The following is a 20,638-nucleotide window of genomic DNA, read 5'->3' on the forward strand; positions in this document are numbered from 1 at the left end:
TCTTCTGGTCCAGGTTATCCCCATCAGGCAACAACCATGCCAAAGCGTTTGAGCAACGAGATTAGCATTCACTCTTTTATCAGACAGTGATTTTATCCACAAGTTCCAGGTGCAACAGTGAATAAATTACGCACAAAATGTGACATGAAGATGATATTGCGGGGGAAGAGAAAACAGGGACTCTTTCCCTGCAAGCGAACAGCTCGGTGCAGGGAAAGATTATATCACGCTTTTATTATTCGGGAGTAAAGTGACGTAAATGTTGAACCGTCGCCAGCCATGCCGCTACCCAGCCGATCATAGAGCAAACCAGCAGTAGCAACAGGCACTCATCGAACCCTAACCCACTGATATTAAACTTAGTTCCAAAAACCTGCGCCACTTCGGTAACGGCAGATGACAGCCGCATCACCAAAATTTCTGACAATATCAATGAAAGAAATGCGCCAGAAAAACCCAGCAATGCGCCGCCGTACAGGAACGGACGAAGGATAAACCCATCCGTGGCGCCAATCAGTTTTTGCACGTTGATGGTGTCCCGGCGGGCAAAGATGCTCAGGCGTACGCTGTTACCAATGACGAGGAAGACCGCAGCCACCATCAGCACGCCGATCATCGCCGACACACGGCCAACCAGTCCCGTCAGGGCCGACAACCGCGCAAACCAGCTATCGTCCATCCGCACTTCATCAATCCCCTTAATGCGCGAAATACGGTCACGCAGGGTATTCAGGGCTTCTGTTCCCTGGAAGTCGAGCTTCGGGTTCACCACAGCCACGGCAGGCAGCGGGTTCTCTTCGAGCATATCCAGCGCACCGCCAAACCCGGACCAGTTGCGGAACTCACCCAGCGCCTCTTCGCGCGAAAGATAGTTCACCTTATCGACGCCCTGCTCAGCCTGGATTTGCCCCACAACCTGCGCTGCCGCGTTATCGTCGAGCGCTTTATCCAGATACACCGTGATTTGCGGTGAAGGGTAGTACTGCGAAGCTGCCTGATTAACGTTCTTGTAGACCATGTAGCAGACGCTTGGCAGCGTCAGGGAGATGGCAATCACCATCACCGTCAGGAACGTGGCCAGTGGTTTGCTTTTCAGATCCTGCAACGCACCGTGGAAGGCATAGCGTACCTGCTCGTTGAAGACGTTGGTTTTACGCGAGTTCGGTTTTGGCGCAGCTTTCGCACGCTTTGGCGTATTGCGGTTGTTATCTCCGCCGCCCTGCGGTTTACGGAACCGGTCAAAGCGGTTCCCAAACTGCCGAATCTGGTTTATTGCGTCACGCTTATTCACCCAGGCCTCCGTGCAAATGACCGTCGCTCAGGGTCAGCATCCGGTACGAACGACGGGAGATAAGCCCGATGTCGTGCGTTGCCATCAATACTGTCACCCCAACACGGTTAAATTCCTCAAACAGACGCAAGATCCCTTCCGACAGGGCGTCATCCAGGTTACCGGTAGGTTCATCCGCCAGCAGCACAGCAGGTTTGTTCACCACCGCGCGGGCGATACCCACACGCTGCTGTTCACCGCCAGAGAGCTGGATCGGGAAATTCTTCGCTTTGTCCAGCAGCCCGACTTTATCCAGCGCCGCCGACACACGGCGACGAATATCATCATAGCTGGCACCGGCAATGATCAGTGGGATCGCCACGTTATCAAATACGGTGCGATCCATCAGCAGGTGGTGATCCTGGAAAATCATACCGATCTGGCGACGCAGGAACGGCACCTCACGGTTTTTCAGGCGGCTAATGTCATGGCCGCTGAAATAGATTTTCCCGGCGCTTGGCCGTTCGATCCCACAGATAAGCTTGAGCAGGGTACTTTTCCCCGCGCCGGAATGGCCGGTCAGGAATGCCATCTCGCCCGGTTGCAGGTGGAACGTTACCCCCTGCAACGCTTGTCTCCCACCGAGATAGGCCTTGCTGACGTGTTCAAAGCGAATCATTGTTAATCCTCTCGGGCAAATAATGCCTCAATAAAGTCGTCCGCTTTAAACGGACGTAAATCCTCAATACGCTCGCCCACACCGATATAACGGATAGGAATGCCGAACTGATCTGCCACGGAGAAGATCACCCCGCCTTTGGCTGTACCGTCCAGTTTGGTCAGCGTAATCCCTGTCAGCCCTACCGCCTCATGGAACAGTTTCGCCTGACTGATGGCGTTCTGCCCGGTGCTGGCATCGAGAGTCAGCATAATTTCATGTGGCGCTTCTTCGTCCAGCTTCTTCATGACGCGAACGATTTTCTTCAGTTCTTCCATCAGGTGCGATTTGTTCTGCAAACGCCCTGCAGTATCAGCAATCAGCACATCCACATTACGCGCTTTAGCCGCCTGAATGGCGTCAAAGATAACGGACGCAGAATCTGCACCCGTGTGCTGCGCAATGACCGGGATGTTGTTGCGCTGACCCCAGACCTGCAACTGCTCCACCGCTGCCGCACGGAAGGTGTCGCCAGCCGCCAGCATCACCGATTTGCCCTGCTGTTCGAACTGACGCGCCAGCTTGCCGATGGTAGTGGTTTTACCCACGCCGTTAACGCCAACCATCAGAATAACAAATGGTGTTTTGCCTTCAATATTAAGCGGTTCGTCAACTTTTGCGAGAATTTCGCCCATCTCGTCTTTCAGCAGACCGTACAGCGCTTCGGCGTCACGCAGCTGTTTGCGGCTCGCGCCTTCCGTCAGGCTGGTGATGATTTTACGGGTTGTTTCAACGCCTACGTCCGCAATCAGCAGTTGCTCTTCCAGCTCTTCAAACAGATCATCGTCGATCTTTTTGCCGCGGAAAAGACTGATAAATCCGGAACCTAAGTTTTCTTTGGTTTTTAACAGGCTGCGTTTCAGACGCGCGAAGAAACCTTCTTTAGTCGGTTTTTCCTGCTCCTGAACCACTTCTTCTGCCTGCTCTTCCTCCGGCACGACGATAACCGCTTCTTCTGCGGCTTCTGCCGCCAGTGCCTGAGCTTCCAGCTCTTCATCGGTGAGTTCTGGCTCGAGCTCTGCTTCTTCTTCGACCGCCTCAACAATTTCAACGGTTTCTGCTTCTGCCTGCCACTCTTCTGCGGCGATCTCTTCGGCTTTCACCTCTTCCGGTAGCGGCAACTCTTCATGCTCAACAACCGCCTGAGGCGCTTCTTCAATAATATCTTCGCGCTCAACTTCAACCTGAAGGGTTTCAGATGCCTCTTCCAGCGCTTCAGGCTCTGGCGTCTCGCTTTCCTGAACCTGTTCGGTGACGTCAACAATCTCTTCAGCAAAGGCTTCTGTCTCTTCTTTGCTGTGCGTATGTTCTTCCGCTTCTACAACTGCGGCGGTTTCGACAGGCGTTTCAGCCGGCGTATGCTCTTCAACCGCCAGCTGTTCTTCGATTTTCTGTTCTGTTTCTTGCTCTTTTTCACCGAAGCCCAGCCAGGAAAAGAAGCCACGTTTTTTTTGTTTTGCCATCTGCGACTACACTCCTCGCGGCGCTATATACATGGAAGCTAAAAAAATGATGAAATAGTCTATCACTTAACTTAATTAACATCATCGCCTGCAATCGCAGGCCAATTGTTAGCAGAGCTTTCCTGAAATGAAGAAAACTACCCGCCAGGCCGGGCAAATTCGTATTATCGGCGGCCAGTGGCGAGGCCGGAAATTACCGGTGCCGGACAGCCCCGGTTTGCGCCCAACGACTGACCGCGTAAGAGAAACCCTGTTCAACTGGCTGGCACCTTCAATGGTCGATGCCCGCTGCCTTGACTGCTTCGCCGGGAGCGGCGCTTTAGGTCTTGAAGCGCTGTCGCGCTATGCCGCCAGCGCCACGCTGCTCGAAATGGAGCGTGGTGTTGCTCAACTGCTTGTGCAAAATCTGGCGACGCTGAAAGCCGCTAATGCCAAAGTGGTGAACACCAACACCCTTTCCTTCCTGTCACAGCCGGGTACACCGCATGATGTAGTGTTTGTTGATCCGCCGTTCCGTAAGGGGCTGCTGGAAGAGACGCTCTCCCTGCTTGAAAACAACGGCTGGCTGGCCGATGGCGCGCTGATCTACGTAGAAAGCGAAGTTGAAAACGGTTTACCACCAGTGCCTGTTTACTGGGATCTGCACCGTGAAAAGGTAGCAGGCCAGGTTGCCTATCGTCTGTATCACCGACAAGTACAAGGAGGATCCGATGCCGGTACTGATTAATCTGGGACGTTTACTGATGCTGGGTGTATGGGCATTTCTGATCCTGAACCTGGTGCATCCATTCCCGCGTCCGATGAATATTTTCGTCAACGTGGCGCTGATCTTTACCTCATTTATGCACGCGTTGCAGATGGTGATGCTGAAAAACGGCCTGCCGAAAGATGGCCCACAAATGACCGGCTGGCAGCAGCTGCGGGTGTTTATTTTTGGCGTGTTTGAACTGCTGGTGTGGATGAAAAAGTTTAAGGCGCAGGTGAAGAAGTAAGTGGCTTTTGCCCGGTGGCGCGATGCTTACCGGGCCTACGGATCACCATCACTGTGACGATACACCGTCAAGTTGGTCATTCAGTTTTTGGATATCCCTGGCTCTTGTTTTGAGCAGGTATTTTATCTGCGTACAAATCTCCTCGGTCCGGGTGTAATACGTACCTGAAAATGGTCCTGAACGTTCACATAAGACATAGTTGGTTCCAAGTGGATAAAATATGATAATAAATGAGAGTAAAGTGCCAATGATGAACGCCAAACCGAAATAGTGATATGCAAGGGTAATTCCTTTCGCCAGGAGTTTAGGTGCCTGAAGGTTTCTCGTAAAAAACACAAACACAAATACAAATGCGAAATAACAAAGAGCCGGAATGAATAACATACCAATAAAACACCCCCAGAAATAGTAGACAATACTTCTTGATTCAACCAAATCAATTATACTTTGCATACTCACGAAATAAGCCAACCAGGCAAACCCACAATAAAAAGCAATAACCAACAATAAAAAGAATCTTTTTTTTAAGTTAACAAGGTTAATTGTTACGTCCATATCAGTAACGCCCCCAGTAAAATGAACTATCATATACAGAATTGTGAGCGTTCCACTCTGCAATTTTTTGCTGCTCTTTCAGTCCCTTTCTTATGCAATCTATAATCTTATTTGATAAATCGTACTGTTTGTCTATCCTGTTGAGCGCATCAGCAATAATTATACCTAATACAACCACGCAAACTATTTGTCCCCAAACAGGAACAGCCGCACTCGCTACAAATGTTGATATAGCCAACGAGAACCCCCTCCCTGCCAAACTCGAAACAAAAACACTCACAATCACCTTCGCAACATCCATCGTCACATTCCCCAGCAATGCGGCAACATCATGATCGGATTTAAAGATCAACTCTACCAACCGCCAGCATACTGAAAACCAAATGCAGAATCTGGCTCCTGACATAATGCCGTTTCGATACCCGGCACTGCCAATACCCACCTCAAGCACTTTGGGGTGATTAATCCGGTAACGCGTTCCGTTAAGAATGCGTCGCAAAGAAGGGTAACCTGTAATCTTCACATACAGTTTTCCCTGATAAGCATACTGTGTTGCTTTGATCCCAAGACCTTTTAAGGTGAAAACAATCTTTCCGGCCTGCTGATAAGAAAACAACTTAGACAGGCTCTTCGTAGCAGAAACCGCCTCTTTGATATTACCGGCGTAGGTGGTAGAAAAACTGACAGGCTGACTACCTAACAAATCGTTAATCACGCCCTGAGCCTCATCGGGTGTTAACAACATGATGTGTTGTACATTATTTTCCAGGCTCTCTTGCAACATTCTGATTTCGTTTTCGAATTGCTGTGTACGTTGCCAGTTATTTCCCCTGATAATATCTTCTCGATGCTCGTTTATCCAGTCAGCATACTCGTCCATCATAGCTCCTTAAAAAACCGTCCCATACACTGTATGTATCTATCCCAGTAAATTAGATTCATTTGCCAAATAAATATATTAAGCCACTCTGGATACATATTTATACACTTAAAAAACCACGGATATGAAAGGATATAGAAAAGCACATTGAGAAATAGTGATATGAACAGTGCTTTACATCACTTTTAAAAAAGAAAACAAACACAGCCATCTGAAAAATAAAAACCACGATTATATTTTCATGAATTTATATATATTCCAGATGAGTCTATTTTCGGCACTGGTGTGAGAAACACAGTGCCGCTCAACAGATTACTGCTCCGGCGTAAATCCCTCGAACCGTGACCCTTTGTAGCTCAACGTCCCTCTGTCCCCGACCGTCAGCTGATGGTACTGCTGCGCGTCCAGACGGAACGTCATTTCCAGCCCGCCGGTTTCGGGTTTAAAGCTCGCCTCATACCGCACGGATGTCCCGGCTGGCGCTGTTTGCTGCTGGCGCGAACGGCGGTCGTTAAGGGTTTTTTCGCGCTTATTGCTGACTACCACACGTTTTTGCAGTAGCGGCGCGGCATCGTTATTGGCCTTTTCGCGGCGCTGCTGCACAAAACGGAACGAGGCGGCGATAACAATTATGGCCACCACGACAACGAAAAACAGCGGCATCTTGCTCATTGGTTTATCCCATCAGATTATGCGGAAATCAGGATACCTTGCCTTATCCGACATTGCCAAACGCCTGCCCACGTCACTACACTGAATCAGAAACTGATTATTCAGTCATAACAGATACAGGGAGTTAATATGCTTTGGTCATTTATCGCTGTCTGTTTGTCTGGCTGGCTCTTCGTCGATGCATCTTATCGCGGGCCTGCCTGGCAGCGTTGGTTGTTTAAACCCGTTACCCTACTTCTCCTGCTGCTGCTCGCCTGGCAGGCTCCAATGTTCAATGCCGTCAGCTACCTGGTGCTCGCAGGCCTGTGCGCCACGCTGGTTGGTGATGCCTTGACGCTGCTACCCCGTCAGCGTTTGCTGTATGCCGTAGGGGCATTCTTCCTTTCGCACCTGCTTTACACCATCTATTTTGCCAGTCAGATGACGCTCTCTTTCTTCTGGCCGTTGCCGTTGATATTGCTGGTGATTGGCGCACTGCTGGTCGCGGTGATCTGGACACGCCTTGAAGAGATGCGATGGCCAATCTGCACCTTTATCGCCATGACACTGGTGATGGTGTGGCTGGCGGGTGAGCTGTGGTTCTTCCGCCCAACATCGGCTGCGATGTCGGCATTCTTCGGCGCAACGCTGCTGCTTATTGGCAATATTGTCTGGCTGGGCAGCCATTATCGCGGCCGTTTCCGCGCGGATAACGCTATTGCCGCCGCCTGTTACTTTGCCGGGCACTTCCTGATTGTACGATCGCTGTACATCTAAATAACTCTTGACTCTGGAGTCGACTCCAGAGTGTATGCTGCGGCTAATGAGAAAATTATCATTACCGGAGAATGCCATGTCGACTCCAGAGACAAACAAAAAAGTGCCACAATTTTCGGCACTTAAGCTTAACCTTCTTCCCGCAAAAGACGATTGCTGCTGCGAAGGCTCCTGCACAACTCAGCCTGAACAGGCATTACCCGATAACGGAAACCGTTACAGTTGGGTGGTGAATGGTATGGATTGCGCCGCCTGCGCACGTAAAGTCGAAAATGCCGTCCGGCAGGTGAAAGGCGTCGACCATGTTCAGGTGCTTTTCGCCACTGAAAAACTGTTGGTCAGTGCTGCCTCAGATATCAGCGCCCAGGTTGAAGCCGCCGTGAAAGGCGCCGGATATTCCCTGCGCAGCGAAGATGCCCCGGCCGAAAAAGTCAGCCCGCTGCGCGAAAATCTCCCGCTGATAATGCTGATTATCATGATGGCGTTAAGCTGGGCACTGGAACAGTTCAACCATCCTTTCGGTAATCTGGCCTTTATCGCCACCACGCTGGTCGGGCTGTACCCTATCGCCCGCCAGGCAGTGCGTCTGATGAAAACCGGAAGCTGGTTTGCCATCGAAACACTGATGAGCGTTGCCGCGATTGGCGCGTTGTTCATTGGCGCAACGGCAGAAGCGGCGATGGTACTGCTGCTGTTTTTAATTGGTGAGCGCCTTGAAGGCTGGGCTGCAAGCCGTGCGCGTAAAGGTGTCAGTGCGTTAATGGCGCTGAAACCCGAAACCGCAACTCAGCTGGTCAACGGTGAGCGTAAAACCGTGGCTATCAGTGCACTGCGCCCCGGGGATGTTATCGAAGTGGCCGCAGGCGGCAGGTTACCTGCCGACGGCGCGCTACTTTCGGCAACGGCCAGTTTCGATGAAAGCGCCCTTACCGGCGAGTCGATTCCCGTGGAGCGTGAAGCGGGTGAAAAAGTCCCTGCCGGAGCCACCAGCGTCGACCGTCTGGTGCAATTGACCGTACTCTCCGAACCAGGCGACAGCGCTATCGACCGCATTCTGAAGCTCATTGAAGAGGCCGAAGAGCGCCGTGCGCCGGTGGAACGCTTTATCGATCGCTTTAGCCGCATTTACACCCCTGCCATCATGCTGGTTGCCCTGCTGGTCACCATTATCCCGCCATTGTTGTTTGGCGCGCCGTGGGAAGGCTGGATCTACAAGGGCCTGACGCTGCTGCTGATTGGTTGCCCGTGCGCGCTGGTTATCTCCACACCCGCTGCGATTACATCAGGCCTTGCCGCCGCAGCACGCCGCGGTGCGCTGATTAAAGGCGGTGCGGCACTGGAGCAGTTGAGCCAGGTTCAGCATATCGCATTTGATAAAACCGGCACGCTGACCGTGGGTAAGCCACAGGTGACTGGCGTTTATCCCCAGAACATCAGTGAAGACGAACTACTGGCACTGGCTGCCGCCGTTGAACAAGGTTCGACGCACCCGCTGGCCCAGGCGATTGTGCGTGAAGCGCAGTCCCGTGGGCTGACCATACCGGCAGCCACTGCCCAGCGTGCGCTGGTGGGTTCAGGGATTGAAGCCCACGTCGGGGACAAGAAAGTGCTTATCAGTGCTGCGGATAAATTCCCTGTGGCCGGGTTAGCTGCCCGCGTAAATGAGCTGGAACAGGCCGGGCAGACGGTCATTATTGTGGTGCAGGATGGCACTGCGCTGGGGATGCTGGCACTGCGTGATACCCTGCGTGAGGATGCAAAAGCGGCCATGGCTGATCTGCATCAGATTGGTGTTCAGGGCGTGATCCTGACGGGGGATAACCCGCGCGCCGCCGCGAGCATCGCCGCAGAGTTAGGCATGGAGTTTCAGGCCGGGCTGCTGCCTGCCGACAAAGTGAAGGCAGTCACCCGACTGAATGCCAGTGCGCCACTGGCGATGGTGGGTGATGGGATCAACGATGCCCCGGCAATGAAAGCCTCAACCATTGGCATTGCGATGGGTAGCGGCACCGATGTGGCACTGGAAACCGCGGATGCCGCGCTCACGCATAACCGGCTGACAGGGCTTGCGCAGATGATCCGCCTGGCGCGCGCCACTCGCGCTAACATTCGTCAGAACATCACGATTGCACTAGGCCTGAAAGGGATTTTCCTGGTGACCACGCTGCTTGGAATTACCGGGCTGTGGCTGGCGGTGCTGGCAGATACCGGAGCAACCGTGCTGGTAACAGCGAACGCGCTGCGGCTGTTGCGTAAAAGGTAAAACACCGCCCGGTGGTGGCTTCGCCTTACCGGGCAGGCGATTAACCTTTACGAATCAAATACCGGTACGGCAGCGCTTCCGTCTGCTGCGCGACCAGTTCGTGTTCCATAAAGGTACAAAAACCGGGGATGTCGCGGGTGGTTGCCGGATCGTCGGCAATGATTAAAAGCGTTTCGCCGGTCTGCATGTTACGCACGGTTTTGCGCACCATCATCACCGGTTCCGGGCAGCGAAGGCCCTGGGCATCAAGCGTATGGTCTGGGCTGGAAAACAGGTCGGTCATTTTCTTCTCGTTCACATAAAAACGGCTGTAGTTTACGCCCCGTTGCCGCCAATGCAAACCAGGTTAACGATTGCGTGAAAATTAGCCATTGCAAAGGTGAATGAAAGCAGTATCATGCAGCGGTTTTTATTGGGTTCCCTCACCCCAACGTTCAAAAAGGTCACAATATGACGCAGTTCTCTCAACCGCAGCGCGTAAAAGCGTTGTTCTGGCTTTCTCTTTTTCATCTGCTGGTGATCACCTCCAGCAACTATCTGGTACAGCTGCCGATCGCCATTTTTGGTTTTCATACCACCTGGGGCGCGTTCAGTTTCCCGTTTATCTTCCTCGCGACCGATTTAACCGTGCGTATCTTTGGTGCACCGCTGGCGCGTCGAATTATCTTTGCGGTGATGCTTCCGGCACTGTTCATCTCCTACGTGATTTCTTCCCTGTTCTATATGGGAAGCTGGCAGGGCTTTGAGGCGCTAACGCACTTCAACCTGTTTGTGGCGCGTATCGCTACCGCCAGCTTTATGGCCTATGCCCTGGGGCAAATCCTTGACGTTCACGTGTTTAACCGCCTGCGGCAAAACCACCGCTGGTGGATGGCGCCAACGGCCTCCACGCTGTTTGGTAACGTAAGCGATACGCTGGCCTTCTTCTTTATCGCTTTCTGGCGTAGCCCGGATGCGTTTATGGCTGAACACTGGATGGAAATCGCGCTGGTGGACTACTGCTTCAAGGTGCTTATCAGCATTGTGTTCTTCCTGCCGATGTATGGCGTATTGCTGAATATGCTGCTGAAAAGGCTGGCAGATAAATCTGAAATCTCTGCATTGCAGGCAGGTTAAGGGTTCGCTTTAACAGTTGTGATAAGATGCTCGAATGAGCCGTTATGGCCGTTTATCGAAAGGAAGAAGTCAATGCGCAATCTGGTTAAATATGTCGGGATTGGCCTGCTGGTTGTAGGCCTTGCCGCCTGTGATAACAGCGACACGAAAGCACCTGCTCAAGGCGCGTCAGCAGAAAGTAATGCGGCCGGGCAGCCGGTAAGTCTTCTGGATGGCAAGCTGAGTTTCTCTCTGCCAGCAGATATGACCGATCAGAGCGGTAAGCTGGGTACACAGGCGAACAATATGCACGTCTATTCCGATGCGACCGGGCAGAAAGCCGTGATTGTGATTGTGGGCGATGACACCAACGAAGATCTGGGCGTTCTGTCCAAACGTCTGGAAGATCAGCAGCGCAGCCGTGACCCGCAGTTGCAGGTTGTGACCAACAAGTCCATTGAGCTGAAAGGTCACGCAATGCAACAGCTGGACAGCATCATCTCTGCAAAAGGCCAGACCGCATACTCTTCTGTGGTGCTCGGCAAGGTCGACAACAAACTGCTGACCCTGCAAATCACCCTGCCAGCAGACGATCAGCAGAAAGCGCAGACCGCCGCTGAAAACATCATTAACACCATCGCGATTCAGTAATTACTCACGATGGTGACGTGGCCTCCGGGGTTTGCTCCGGGGGCCATTTTTTTAGCCTCCACGTCAGCAACAACGCCACCGCCACCAGCCCCGCTGCCGCAAGGTAGATAACCGGCACGCCTGCCCACGCCATCACCAGCCCCGCCAGTGGCCCGGTAATGCCCAAAGACATATCCATAAACACCGTATAGGTCGCAAGCGCTGCCCCCTGGTTTTGCTGCGGCACCGCCTTCACCGCCACCACACCCAGCGCCGGGAACACCAGCGAGAAACCGGCGCCCGCCAGGAAAACACCCATTTTTGCCATCCACGGCGCCGCGGCAATCCCGGTCAGCAGCAGCCCGACAATCTCCACGCTAAAACAGATCATCGCCACATTCAGCCCGCCCAGGCGGTTGATACCGTTCGGGAACAGCAAACGCGTCCCCACAAATGCACAGCTAAACAGGGTTAACGCAAATGCGGCCCCGTCCCACCCTTTTGCATCGTAGAACAAAGTAATAAAGGTCGCGATGACACCAAAACCAGCTGAGGCCAGCGCCAGCGACATGCCATAAGGCCACACGCGGCCAAGCACCGCACGAAACGGCATCGGCTTACCTTTGCTGGCTTTTACTTTCGGGCGCGGCAGGGCAAACAAAATCGCCAGCAGTGCGACAGCCATAATAGTCAGCGCCAGCCCGTTTAACCCCGCAAATGAAAAACAGACCACACCCAGCGGCGCGCCGATTGCCATCGCCCCGTAGGTGACAATGCCATTCCACGATATCACTCGCCCAATGTGGGAAGCACCCACAACGCCCACGCCCCACAGCGTTGACCCTGTTCCGGCCAGGCTTTGTCCGATACCGAGGATCACGCGCCCCAGGCACAGCAGCACCAGGCTCACTATCGGCCAGCCGCTACTCAATCCGGCCATCAGGTAACTCAGCCCGCTGAGGAAGCAGCCACACAGCCCTAAGACCACAATGCTTTTTGGCCCGAACAGATCGGCATAACGCCCCGCATAAGGGCGACTTAGCAGAGTCGCGAAGTATTGCAGGCTAATCACCAGCCCCGCCCAGAATGCGCTAAACCCCATGACATCATGGACATAGCCAGGTAAGACCGCCAACGGCAGGCCAATGGTCAGATAACTGGCAAAATTAAAAATGACGACAGAAACAATACGCAGATTAAGGCGTAATCCGCTGAGTGCCGGTTCGGCGGAAGGTTCGGGCATGGGGTTCTACCTGGATTTTTACAACAGTGTTTCACTATTACCACGATGGGTTAAGAAAAGCAGCAGTGACTTTCAGATTAACGGCGTCAGACGAAGCGCAACCCGCGCACTACACTTAACAGGCTCCCGGCAAAAGGAATCCGTATGACATCGACCCAGCCCGACAAGACAGGTCTGCATATTTTGTTAAAGCTCGCCAGCCTAGTGGTTATCCTTGCGGGCATCCATGCAGCGGCAGATATCATCGTACAGCTCCTGCTGGCCCTCTTTTTCGCCATCGTGCTGAACCCGCTGGTGACCTGGTTTATCCGCCGCGGTGTGTCGCGACCAGTGGCAATAACAATTGTGGTTATCGTCATGCTGATTGTCCTGACTGCACTGGTCGGTGTGCTTGCCGCCTCGGTGAATGAATTTTCCACCATGCTGCCAAAATACAACAAAGAGCTCACGCGCAAGGTCCTGCAATTACAGGATTCGCTCCCGTTCCTGCACATCCACATGTCCCCGGAGCGGATGCTGCAACGGATGGATTCAGAAAAACTCATGGCCTGGGCCACAACCCTGATGACGCAGCTCTCCGGCGCGATGGCCAGCGTGTTGCTGCTGGTGATGACGGTGGTATTCATGCTCTTTGAGGTACGTCATGTGCCTTATAAGCTGCGTTTTGCGCTGAATAATCCGCAAATCCATATTGCCGGCCTTCATCGCGCACTCAAAGGTGTGTCTCACTATCTGGCGCTGAAAACCTTACTGAGCCTGTGGACCGGGGTGGTTGTCTGGCTCGGGCTGGTGTTGATGGACATTCAGTTTGCGCTGATGTGGGGTGTGCTGGCCTTCCTGCTGAATTATGTGCCGAACATCGGGGCAGTGATTTCCGCCGTACCGCCAATGATTCAGGCATTTTTATTTAATGGCCTTTATGAATGCATGCTGGTGGGCGCGCTGTTTCTGGTGGTGCATATGCTTATCGGCAATATTGTCGAGCCACGCATGATGGGGCACCGGCTCGGGATGTCGACACTGGTGGTCTTTTTATCGTTACTCATCTGGGGATGGCTGCTCGGCCCGGTAGGGATGCTGCTTTCAGTCCCGCTTACCAGCGTGTGTAAAATCTGGATGGAGACAACCAAAGGTGGCAGCAAGCTGGCAATTTTGCTCGGCCCGGGGCGCCCAAAAAGCCGATTGCCGGGGTAATTCCGTATCCCGGTTAGCTATTATCAGGAGCATTGGATTATAGTATTGGTTTCGCCGCGGAACTTTGCGGTTATCTCTGTTTCGACTTAAGGCCCGACTTCATATGTACCAGGTTTTTCTGGGAAAGATCTCTTCGCTGAGCACAGACCGCTGGGCACAAGCTCTTGCCCTGCACGCTCCCACGGGCGTACAGCGCGACCGCTGGCTGGCCGGCCGCGGGTTGCTTTCCCGCCTGTTTGCACCACACCCCTTGCCGGAAATCGTCTATAGCGAACAGGGAAAACCGGGCTTTGCTGACGACTATCCACTGTGGTTTAGCATCAGCCATTGTGATGACGATATCGCCCTGATTGTCAGTGATGAAGGTGATGTGGGTTGTTCACTGGAACACATACGCCCGCAGGATAACTGGCGTACGCTTGCAAATGCGGTCTTCAGCACTGCCGAACATGATGAAATGGAAAACGAAAAACCGGAGAGTCAGCTTGCCGTGTTCTGGCGTATCTGGACGCGTAAAGGCGCCATCATCAAACAGCGTGGCGCGCACTCATGGCAAATAGTGAGTATCGACAGTGCTGCCAGCACCCTCCATACGGTAAGCCATTGCCAGGTCGACTCCCTGAGTCTTGCCGTATGCACGACCACACCATTTGGCCTTACGACGGCTCTGATCCATTCGGCCGACGACGCGTCGGCAGAAAAATGGTCAGCACACCCAGAATAATAAATCCGACACCCGCCAGCCCGTGCCAGGAGAACGTTTCTCCCCAACCGGGCAGCAGAATGGCTGCACCCCACACCAGGATGTAACTGAGACTCAGCAAGGCATAGGCTTTGCTGAGCGCCAGACGATGCAGCGCCAGATACCAGCACCCCATTGAAGCCACATAGCCCATCAGCCCAAGCATCAGCGACCCGGTACCCGGAGCAAAATGCCACAGCGCGATGATAAAAGAAAAATCCTCGCCAACCGGCGGGAGTGTGACCATGGCGTACCGTAACAACAGCTGCGCGATGCTGACTAACACCACGCTGCACAACGCCCAGAATGCGCCTTTCACAGGCTCCCTCCCAACAGGATTATCCCGACCATGATGAACCCTACGCCGAGCCAGTGGTGCGCCGCGACGTTCTCACGCCAGAACGTTTTCGCCGCCAGCGTCACCCAGACAAAGTTCAGGCTCAGCATCGGGTAAGCAATCCCTACCGGAAGGCGTTGTAGCACCACCAGCCAGACCAGCATTCCGAAGCCCAGCGCCAGCAGCGCCAGGCCAAGCCAGAAGACGATATGCGCACCACGCCGCCCGGATTTCGCCGGACGGGTGGCCTGTTTCTGGCACAGCTGCCCTGCACAGCTCAGCAGGCTAGCCAATACCAGCCAGAACCAGGTCATCATTGTGGCAGATACTGCAAGTAAGCCAGACGCCCCTGAATATACAGGCTGTCAGGTTTTGGCAACTTCAGGCGCTCAAGGTCATCGTTTTTCGACAACAAGATCACCACCGAGATCCGCCCCTGCTGGCGATGTTCTTCCAGCCATTGTGGGAAATCGGCTTTGCCGACAAAGCGGTCTTTCACATCCGGATAGTCCAGCCCGTAACGCACTTCGCCGCTCTGACCATACAGAACGATGTCATTACGCTTTAACTCCCAGGCCAGGCCAGACGCGACGCCCACGTTATTCGCCAGAACGAAACGGCTCTCCTGAAGCGGCTCACGTACGGTGTCCACCAGCGACTGCGGCTGTTTTGAATCCACCACCAGATTCGGGATAGCAAAGCCAATCAGCAGCGTCAGGCCAAGCGGACACAGTGCCGCCAGCCACCAGCGCTGCTGGCTCTGGCGCAGCGTAAACCAGCCCACTGCGGCCCAGATCAGGAAAGCCACAACCGCGCAGAAGACTTTATACAGCTCAACGGACGTCCAGACCGGGTGTTTTGACAGCCCCCACGGGGAAACCACCAGCGCCGCCACCACACCCAGCACACCAAACGCCAGGTTGATCCATCCGTTGATGCGCAGCACTTTGCCGCTCTTTTCCGCCACGGTGCAGGCGTAGTGCGCCATCAGCATCGCCAGCGGTGCAAAGCACGGCAGGATATAGGTCGGCAGCTTACCTTTGGCGATACTGAAGAACACCAGTGGCATAACCACCCAACCAAGCAGGTACAATCCGCCGCCTTCGCCCTGTCGTCCACGCCAGCCCTGACGCAGCGCACCTGGCAGCAAGGCCAGCCACGGCAGACTTCCGGCAATCAGGAACGGAATGTAATACCAGAATGGCGCTTTGTGCTGGGCATCGCTCTGCGCAAAACGCTGAATATGCTCAACCCAGAAGAAGTAACGCCAGAAGTCCGGTTCACGATGGGCAATCGCCAGCCCCCAGGGCAGAACAATAAGCACGCAGCTGAGGATAGCCAGCCAGCCAAACAGCAGCACCTCTTTCCAGCGCTTCTGGGCAATCACCCACGGCAGCACGCCAATGACCGGCACGGCAAGCGCCAGGAACCCTTTGGTCATCACCCCCATTCCGCAGGCAAGCCCAAGCAGCACATAGCCACCCGCTTTTCCGGCGAACGTTTTCGCCTGTGCAGCCAGCCAGAAGCTGCACATCGCAAACACCAGCCAGAGAGTGATAATCGGATCCAGCACGGCATACGTGCCGATGCCATACACCAGGAAGAGGGTTAAGAAGATAACGCCCGAAAGCAAGGCGACGCGTTTATCGCGCCAGATGCGCCATGCGAGCCAGATAACCAGCAGCGCCGCCAGCCCGGTGGAGAATATCGCTCCCGCGCGTACGGCAAAGTTGGTATGACCAAACAGCATCTGTCCGATACTGTTAACCCAGTATCCGGCTATCGGTTTTTCAAAGTAACGAAGTCCCAGGAAATGCGGGACGACCCAGTCCCCTGATGCCAGCATTTCACGGCTAATTTCCGCGTAGCGCGTCTCATCAGGTTGCCATAACAGGCGGATATCGACGGGAATAAGGTAGTAAATGACAAACAGTGCGAAAAGCGCAAAGCCATAACGGGCTGCTTTCATGATACCGGGCTCACGGTTTGTTGATAGCCAAGCCAGCCTTCCCGGCCAGCCATTTCTTTACGAACAATTTTGCCTACAGGCAGTGTGCTGAGGTCGTCAGGCAGCAGTTCGCTGAGTGGGCAAAACTGAATACCTTCCTCTGCGGCCATCGTCAGCAGCGCATCAAAGTCATGCTGATACGCAATCCCTTCCACTTCGGCGTGGATGGTATACACCGGCGTACCGGTATCACGATGGATGCAATCCAGAATGTAACGGTTAAAGCCCTCGGCAGTCACCTCGCGTCCCACCACTTCATCCCAGGTGGGAAGCGTGACCGGGATTTGCACAGTGCCAAACAGGTTTTCACCCAGCAGAGGCAAAAACGGCCCGCTGCCGCGACAGTCGCTGTTATAGCGAAATGCGAATGGCTGTTTCGCTTTCACCACGCGCTGATCCGCTCGCCAGCCTGCCACCGCCGAACACTGCACCGGTTTACAGGTAATGGCTTCCAGCTCCATCATGCCGCGTTCAACCTCACGACCCAGACGTGGGATATCCCACACACCGGCCCAGGCCTGCCACGCATGGTGATCCCAGGCATGTAGCCCTACCTCATGCAAACGCGATGCTTCGCGGATAATGTCTTCATTACCCGCGCCGATGCGCCTGCCAGGCCAGGCGGTTCCGGCCAGCAAAATATCCCAGCCGTACAGCGATGCTGCGCGTGAGCGCAGCATTTTGAACAGAAACGCCGGTTTAATCAGACGCCATAAATGGCGTCCCATGTTATCCGGCCCCACACTGAAGAAGATACTGGAGCGCACATCATGCTTGCCCAGTAACTCCAGCAGTTTGGGCACGCCATCACGCGTGCCCCGGAAGGTGTCGACGTCTATACGTAAGCCGACTTTTTTCATGATGTCTGTTCCGACAGCTCCACTGTGCGCAGGAAGAAATCGAGCGTTTCATCGATGGTCTGTTCCATCTTCACTTCCGGCGTCCAGTTCAGGCAGCGCTTGGCGTTACGGATGCTTGGCTTACGGTGCTCAACGTCCTGATAGCCTTTACCGTAGTAGCTGCTGCTTTCCACTTCACGGAAGCCCGCAAACGGCGGGAACTGGTCACGAAGTGGATGACGCTCGAAGCTTGCCAGCAGCATCTCAGCCAGTTCACGAATGCTGGCTTCGTTTTCCGGGTTACCGATGTTGATGATTTCACCGTTGCAGCGGCCATCTTTGTTTTCGATGATGCGGAACAGCGCTTCGATACCGTCAGAGATGTCAGTAAAGCAACGCTTCTGTTTGCCGCCTTCAATCAGCTTGATTGGGGAGCCTTCAACCAGGTTCAGGATCAGCTGAGTGATCGCACGCGAACTACCAATACGCGCGGCATTCAGGTTATCCAGACGTGGCCCCATCCAGTTAAACGGACGGAAAAGAGTAAAGCGCAGGCCTTCTTTTTCACCGTATGCCCAAATCACGCGGTCCAGCAGCTGTTTGGAAACAGAGTAGATCCAGCGTTGTTTGTTAATTGGGCCGACCACCAGGTTAGAGGTGTCTTCGTCGAAGTTTTTGTCCGTACACATGCCGTACACTTCAGACGTGGACGGGAAGATGATGCGCTTATCGTATTTCACGCAGTCGCGGATAATCTTCAGGTTCTCTTCGAAGTCCAGCTCGAACACGCGCAGCGGGTTACGGGTGTATTCAATCGGGGTCGCGATCGCCACCAGCGGCAGCACCACATCGCATTTCTTGATGTGGTATTCGATCCATTCGGAGTGGATGCTGATATCCCCTTCAACGAAGTGGAAACGTGGGTTGGTCAGGAAGCGGCTGATCGCATCAGAGCCAATATCCAGGCCATAGATTTCGTAGTTGTCGTCTTGCAGCAGACGTTCGGTCAGGTGGTTACCGATAAAGCCGTTCACACCGAGGATCAGTACGCGGGTGCGGCGTTTGATGGCCACAACCGGTGCGCTGGTGATAATTGCGCCAGCAACCAGACCCAGAGACTGCGCCAGCTGCGTGCCCTGAACGTATACGCCGTTGTCAGTTTGCCCGGTCAGAATTTCCAGCGCCTGCTCGCCGCAGCTCACTACCAGCGGGGAAACAGAGACCACCGTACCCGGTTTTGCCGCCGGAATGTCGTCACGTACGCGGGATTTCCAGACAATAAATTTGCTTACGCCCGCGAAGCTGTACGCGCCCGGCCACGGGTCAGTGACCGCACGCACCAGGTTGTGCAGCTGACGCGCAGGTTTCGCCCAGTCCAGACGACCATCTTCCGGGTTACGGCGGCCAAAGCAGCTTGCTTTGCTCTCATCCTGCGCGGTCTCTTTAAAAGAACCCTGCTGAATGGAAGGCAGCACATCACGCAGCAGGTTTTGCGCAGCGCCACACAGTTTATGATGCAGTTGCAGCGCGGTTTCATCTGCTTCAATAACCACTTTCTGCTGGGCCACAATATCGCCCGCATCTGCGCGACGCACCATGCGGTGCAGAGTCACGCCGGTTTCCGTTTCACCGTTAACCAGCACCCAGTTCAGCGGCGCGCGGCCACGGTATGCTGGCAGCAGGGAGCCGTGCAGGTTGAATGCGCCTTTTGGTGCCAGGCTTAAGATATCGTTGCTCAGCAGATTGCGATAATAGAAAGAGAAAATCACATCAGGAGAAAGCGCGCGAATGCGGTCAACCCACAGCGGGTGGTTTACATCATCAGGGGCATACACCGGGATGCCACGCTCAGCGGCAATACGCGCAACGGAACCAAAGAAGTTATTTTCTCCGGCAGCGTCCGGGTGAGTGAAGATTGCAGCAATATCATAACCCGCTTCCAGCAGGGCCAGCGTGCCCGTACACCCCATATCGTGATAGGCAAATACAACAGCTTTCATGGGTGAATTTCCTCTTGAGATGCTTTGTGTTCCTGACGGACAACACGTTGAATAAAGTAGCGCGGACGTGCGCGAACATCGTTATAAATACGGCCGATGTACTCACCGAGTAAGCCCATCCCAACAAACTGGGCACCGATGAACATGAACAGTACGGCAAACAGCATAAAGACCCCTTCCGCCGCCCACTGAGGGCCGAAGATCAGTCGCAACGCGACCAGCAGGACGGAAATCGCAAACCCGGCCAGTGCGATAACACTGCCGAACACGCTTAACAAACGCAGCGGCGTGGTGGTCAGGCAGGTGATCAGGTCATACATCAGGTTAATCAGGCGCATAAAGCTGTACTTCGATTCCCCGTGCTCGCGCTCAGCGTGCAGCACCGGGATTTCAGTCGCTCTGCGGGCAAAGGTATTGGCGAGAATCGGAATGAACGTACTGCGCTCGTGGCAGTGCAGCATGGCATCGACAATGTGGCGACGGTAGGCGCGCAACATGCAGCCGTAATCACCCATTGCTTTACCGGTCGTGCGCTGGATAAGGCGGTTAATGGTGCGCGACGCCAGCTTGCGGAACAGGCTGTCCTGGCGGTTCTGGCGAACTGTGCCGACCACGTCATAGCCTTCATCGGCTTTCGCTACCAGGCGCGGGATCTCTTCCGGCGGGTTTTGCAGGTCGGCATCCAGAGTGATGATCAGGTCGCCCGTTACGTGGCTAAAGCCAGCCATAATGGCAGAGTGCTGACCGTAGTTACGGTTAAGCAGTACGGCTACGATGTGGCTTCCTTCAACCTCTGCGGCGTCAGTGAGCATCTGGGCAGAATCGTCGCTGCTGCCATCATCTACCAGCAGAATTTCGTACGCCTTGCCCATAGTGTCACAGGCTGCCGTGGTGCGGCGGATAAGTTCAGGCAGGCTCTCCTGCTCGTTGTAAACCGGGATAACAACTGAAACTTTTTGTACAGGTGGTGCGCTGAACATA

The 20,638-nt window shown here is 54.1% G+C and carries 22 protein-coding genes; 8 read left to right on the forward strand and 14 right to left on the reverse strand.

Features of this window, described 5'->3' with window-relative positions; genetic code table 11:
* Positions 1–235: 235 nt before the first annotated feature.
* From ftsX to ftsY, 3 genes are read right to left on the reverse strand one after another with little or no spacing between them, the layout of a single operon-like run.
* The gene (ftsX, locus tag HV107_RS08420) at positions 236–1,291 is read right to left on the reverse strand and encodes a permease-like cell division protein FtsX (RefSeq protein ID WP_182062844.1); all 1,056 of its coding nucleotides are present in this window, start codon (positions 1,289–1,291) and stop codon (positions 236–238) included.
* Entirely contained in the window at positions 1,284–1,949 is a 666-nt protein-coding gene (gene ftsE, locus HV107_RS08425) for a cell division ATP-binding protein FtsE (RefSeq protein ID WP_014072167.1), read from the reverse strand. Before ftsE ends, ftsX begins: the two co-directional genes overlap by 8 nt.
* Positions 1,950–1,951: 2 nt before the next feature.
* Complete coding sequence (gene ftsY / locus HV107_RS08430; protein ID WP_182062845.1) at positions 1,952–3,451, reverse strand: signal recognition particle-docking protein FtsY; 1,500 nt, start codon at positions 3,449–3,451, stop codon at positions 1,952–1,954.
* A 127-nt stretch (positions 3,452–3,578) separates the two neighbouring features.
* On the opposite strand from ftsY, the gene rsmD reads away from it, so the two are divergent.
* Positions 3,579–4,178 carry a 16S rRNA (guanine(966)-N(2))-methyltransferase gene (rsmD, locus tag HV107_RS08435; RefSeq protein WP_182062846.1) on the forward strand — a complete coding sequence of 200 codons (600 nt, stop codon included), beginning with the start codon at positions 3,579–3,581 and terminating at the stop codon, positions 4,176–4,178.
* Complete coding sequence (locus HV107_RS08440; RefSeq protein ID WP_010436509.1) at positions 4,162–4,443, forward strand: DUF1145 family protein; 282 nt, start codon at positions 4,162–4,164, stop codon at positions 4,441–4,443. The genes rsmD and HV107_RS08440 overlap by 17 nt, the downstream gene beginning before the upstream one ends.
* A gap of 48 nt (positions 4,444–4,491) precedes the next feature.
* Here the strand turns inward: HV107_RS08440 and HV107_RS08445 are convergent, their stop codons facing one another.
* From HV107_RS08445 to HV107_RS08455, 3 genes are all read right to left on the reverse strand, one after another.
* Complete coding sequence (locus HV107_RS08445) at positions 4,492–4,998, reverse strand: DUF1240 domain-containing protein (protein ID WP_182062847.1); 507 nt, start codon at positions 4,996–4,998, stop codon at positions 4,492–4,494.
* A gap of 1 nt (position 4,999) precedes the next feature.
* A complete protein-coding gene (locus HV107_RS08450; RefSeq protein WP_259349690.1) occupies positions 5,000–5,881 on the reverse strand; it encodes a hypothetical protein in 882 nt (293 codons plus the stop codon).
* A 309-nt stretch (positions 5,882–6,190) separates the two neighbouring features.
* Positions 6,191–6,550, reverse strand: a complete 360-nt coding sequence (locus HV107_RS08455; RefSeq protein WP_182062849.1) for a DUF2500 domain-containing protein — start codon at positions 6,548–6,550, stop codon at positions 6,191–6,193.
* Between the two features lie 129 nt (positions 6,551–6,679).
* Here HV107_RS08455 and HV107_RS08460 point away from each other — a divergent pair, with 129 nt between their 5' ends.
* Together HV107_RS08460 and zntA are read left to right on the forward strand one after the other, a co-directional pair.
* Positions 6,680–7,306 (forward strand): lysoplasmalogenase, encoded by a 627-nt coding sequence (locus tag HV107_RS08460; RefSeq protein ID WP_182062850.1) that lies wholly within the window; start codon positions 6,680–6,682, stop codon positions 7,304–7,306.
* Positions 7,307–7,382: 76 nt separating this feature from the next.
* Complete coding sequence (gene zntA / locus HV107_RS08465) at positions 7,383–9,569, forward strand: Zn(II)/Cd(II)/Pb(II) translocating P-type ATPase ZntA (protein ID WP_182062851.1); 2,187 nt, start codon at positions 7,383–7,385, stop codon at positions 9,567–9,569.
* Between the two features lie 40 nt (positions 9,570–9,609).
* Here zntA and tusA read toward each other — a convergent pair whose 3' ends face one another.
* Positions 9,610–9,852, reverse strand: coding sequence for a sulfurtransferase TusA (gene tusA, locus HV107_RS08470; RefSeq protein WP_008503071.1), 243 nt, complete (start codon positions 9,850–9,852; stop codon positions 9,610–9,612).
* Between the two features lie 167 nt (positions 9,853–10,019).
* Here tusA and HV107_RS08475 point away from each other — a divergent pair, with 167 nt between their 5' ends.
* Both HV107_RS08475 and HV107_RS08480 read left to right on the forward strand, forming a co-directional pair.
* A complete protein-coding gene (locus HV107_RS08475; RefSeq protein ID WP_014072175.1) occupies positions 10,020–10,685 on the forward strand; it encodes a 7-cyano-7-deazaguanine/7-aminomethyl-7-deazaguanine transporter in 666 nt (221 codons plus the stop codon).
* Positions 10,686–10,757: 72 nt separating this feature from the next.
* A complete protein-coding gene (locus tag HV107_RS08480) occupies positions 10,758–11,315 on the forward strand; it encodes a DcrB family lipoprotein (RefSeq protein ID WP_182062852.1) in 558 nt (185 codons plus the stop codon).
* A gap of 4 nt (positions 11,316–11,319) precedes the next feature.
* Here HV107_RS08480 and HV107_RS08485 read toward each other — a convergent pair whose 3' ends face one another.
* Positions 11,320–12,537, reverse strand: a complete 1,218-nt coding sequence (locus HV107_RS08485; protein ID WP_182062853.1) for an MFS transporter — start codon at positions 12,535–12,537, stop codon at positions 11,320–11,322.
* Between the two features lie 144 nt (positions 12,538–12,681).
* Between HV107_RS08485 and HV107_RS08490 the strand changes: the two genes are divergently transcribed.
* On the forward strand, positions 12,682–13,731 hold the full coding sequence (locus tag HV107_RS08490) for an AI-2E family transporter (RefSeq protein ID WP_182062854.1): 1,050 nt from the start codon (positions 12,682–12,684) through the stop codon (positions 13,729–13,731).
* Between the two features lie 103 nt (positions 13,732–13,834).
* A complete protein-coding gene (acpT, locus tag HV107_RS08495) occupies positions 13,835–14,455 on the forward strand; it encodes a 4'-phosphopantetheinyl transferase AcpT (RefSeq protein WP_182062855.1) in 621 nt (206 codons plus the stop codon).
* Here the strand turns inward: acpT and arnF are convergent.
* Genes arnF through arnC form a run of 6 tightly spaced genes read right to left on the reverse strand, consistent with a single transcriptional unit; the run spans position 14,388 to position 20,637 of the window.
* Positions 14,388–14,792: a 4-amino-4-deoxy-L-arabinose-phosphoundecaprenol flippase subunit ArnF gene (gene arnF, locus HV107_RS08500; protein WP_182062856.1), complete on the reverse strand. Its 405-nt coding sequence runs from the start codon at positions 14,790–14,792 to the stop codon at positions 14,388–14,390. The two genes, acpT and arnF, sit on opposite strands and share 68 nt — an antisense overlap.
* A complete protein-coding gene (arnE, locus tag HV107_RS08505; protein ID WP_182062857.1) occupies positions 14,789–15,127 on the reverse strand; it encodes a 4-amino-4-deoxy-L-arabinose-phosphoundecaprenol flippase subunit ArnE in 339 nt (112 codons plus the stop codon). Before arnE ends, arnF begins: the two co-directional genes overlap by 4 nt.
* Positions 15,124–16,779, reverse strand: coding sequence for a lipid IV(A) 4-amino-4-deoxy-L-arabinosyltransferase (gene arnT, locus HV107_RS08510; RefSeq protein ID WP_182062858.1), 1,656 nt, complete (start codon positions 16,777–16,779; stop codon positions 15,124–15,126). Before arnT ends, arnE begins: the two co-directional genes overlap by 4 nt.
* Complete coding sequence (gene arnD, locus HV107_RS08515; RefSeq protein WP_182062859.1) at positions 16,776–17,678, reverse strand: 4-deoxy-4-formamido-L-arabinose-phosphoundecaprenol deformylase; 903 nt, start codon at positions 17,676–17,678, stop codon at positions 16,776–16,778. Before arnD ends, arnT begins: the two co-directional genes overlap by 4 nt.
* Complete coding sequence (gene arnA / locus HV107_RS08520) at positions 17,675–19,657, reverse strand: bifunctional UDP-4-amino-4-deoxy-L-arabinose formyltransferase/UDP-glucuronic acid oxidase ArnA (RefSeq protein ID WP_182062860.1); 1,983 nt, start codon at positions 19,655–19,657, stop codon at positions 17,675–17,677. Before arnA ends, arnD begins: the two co-directional genes overlap by 4 nt.
* Positions 19,654–20,637, reverse strand: a complete 984-nt coding sequence (arnC, locus tag HV107_RS08525; protein ID WP_182063487.1) for an undecaprenyl-phosphate 4-deoxy-4-formamido-L-arabinose transferase — start codon at positions 20,635–20,637, stop codon at positions 19,654–19,656. The genes arnA and arnC overlap by 4 nt, the downstream gene beginning before the upstream one ends.
* Position 20,638: the final 1 nt, after the last annotated feature.

Source organism: Enterobacter sp. RHBSTW-00175, assembly GCF_013927005.1.
Lineage (GTDB): Bacteria > Pseudomonadota > Gammaproteobacteria > Enterobacterales > Enterobacteriaceae > Enterobacter.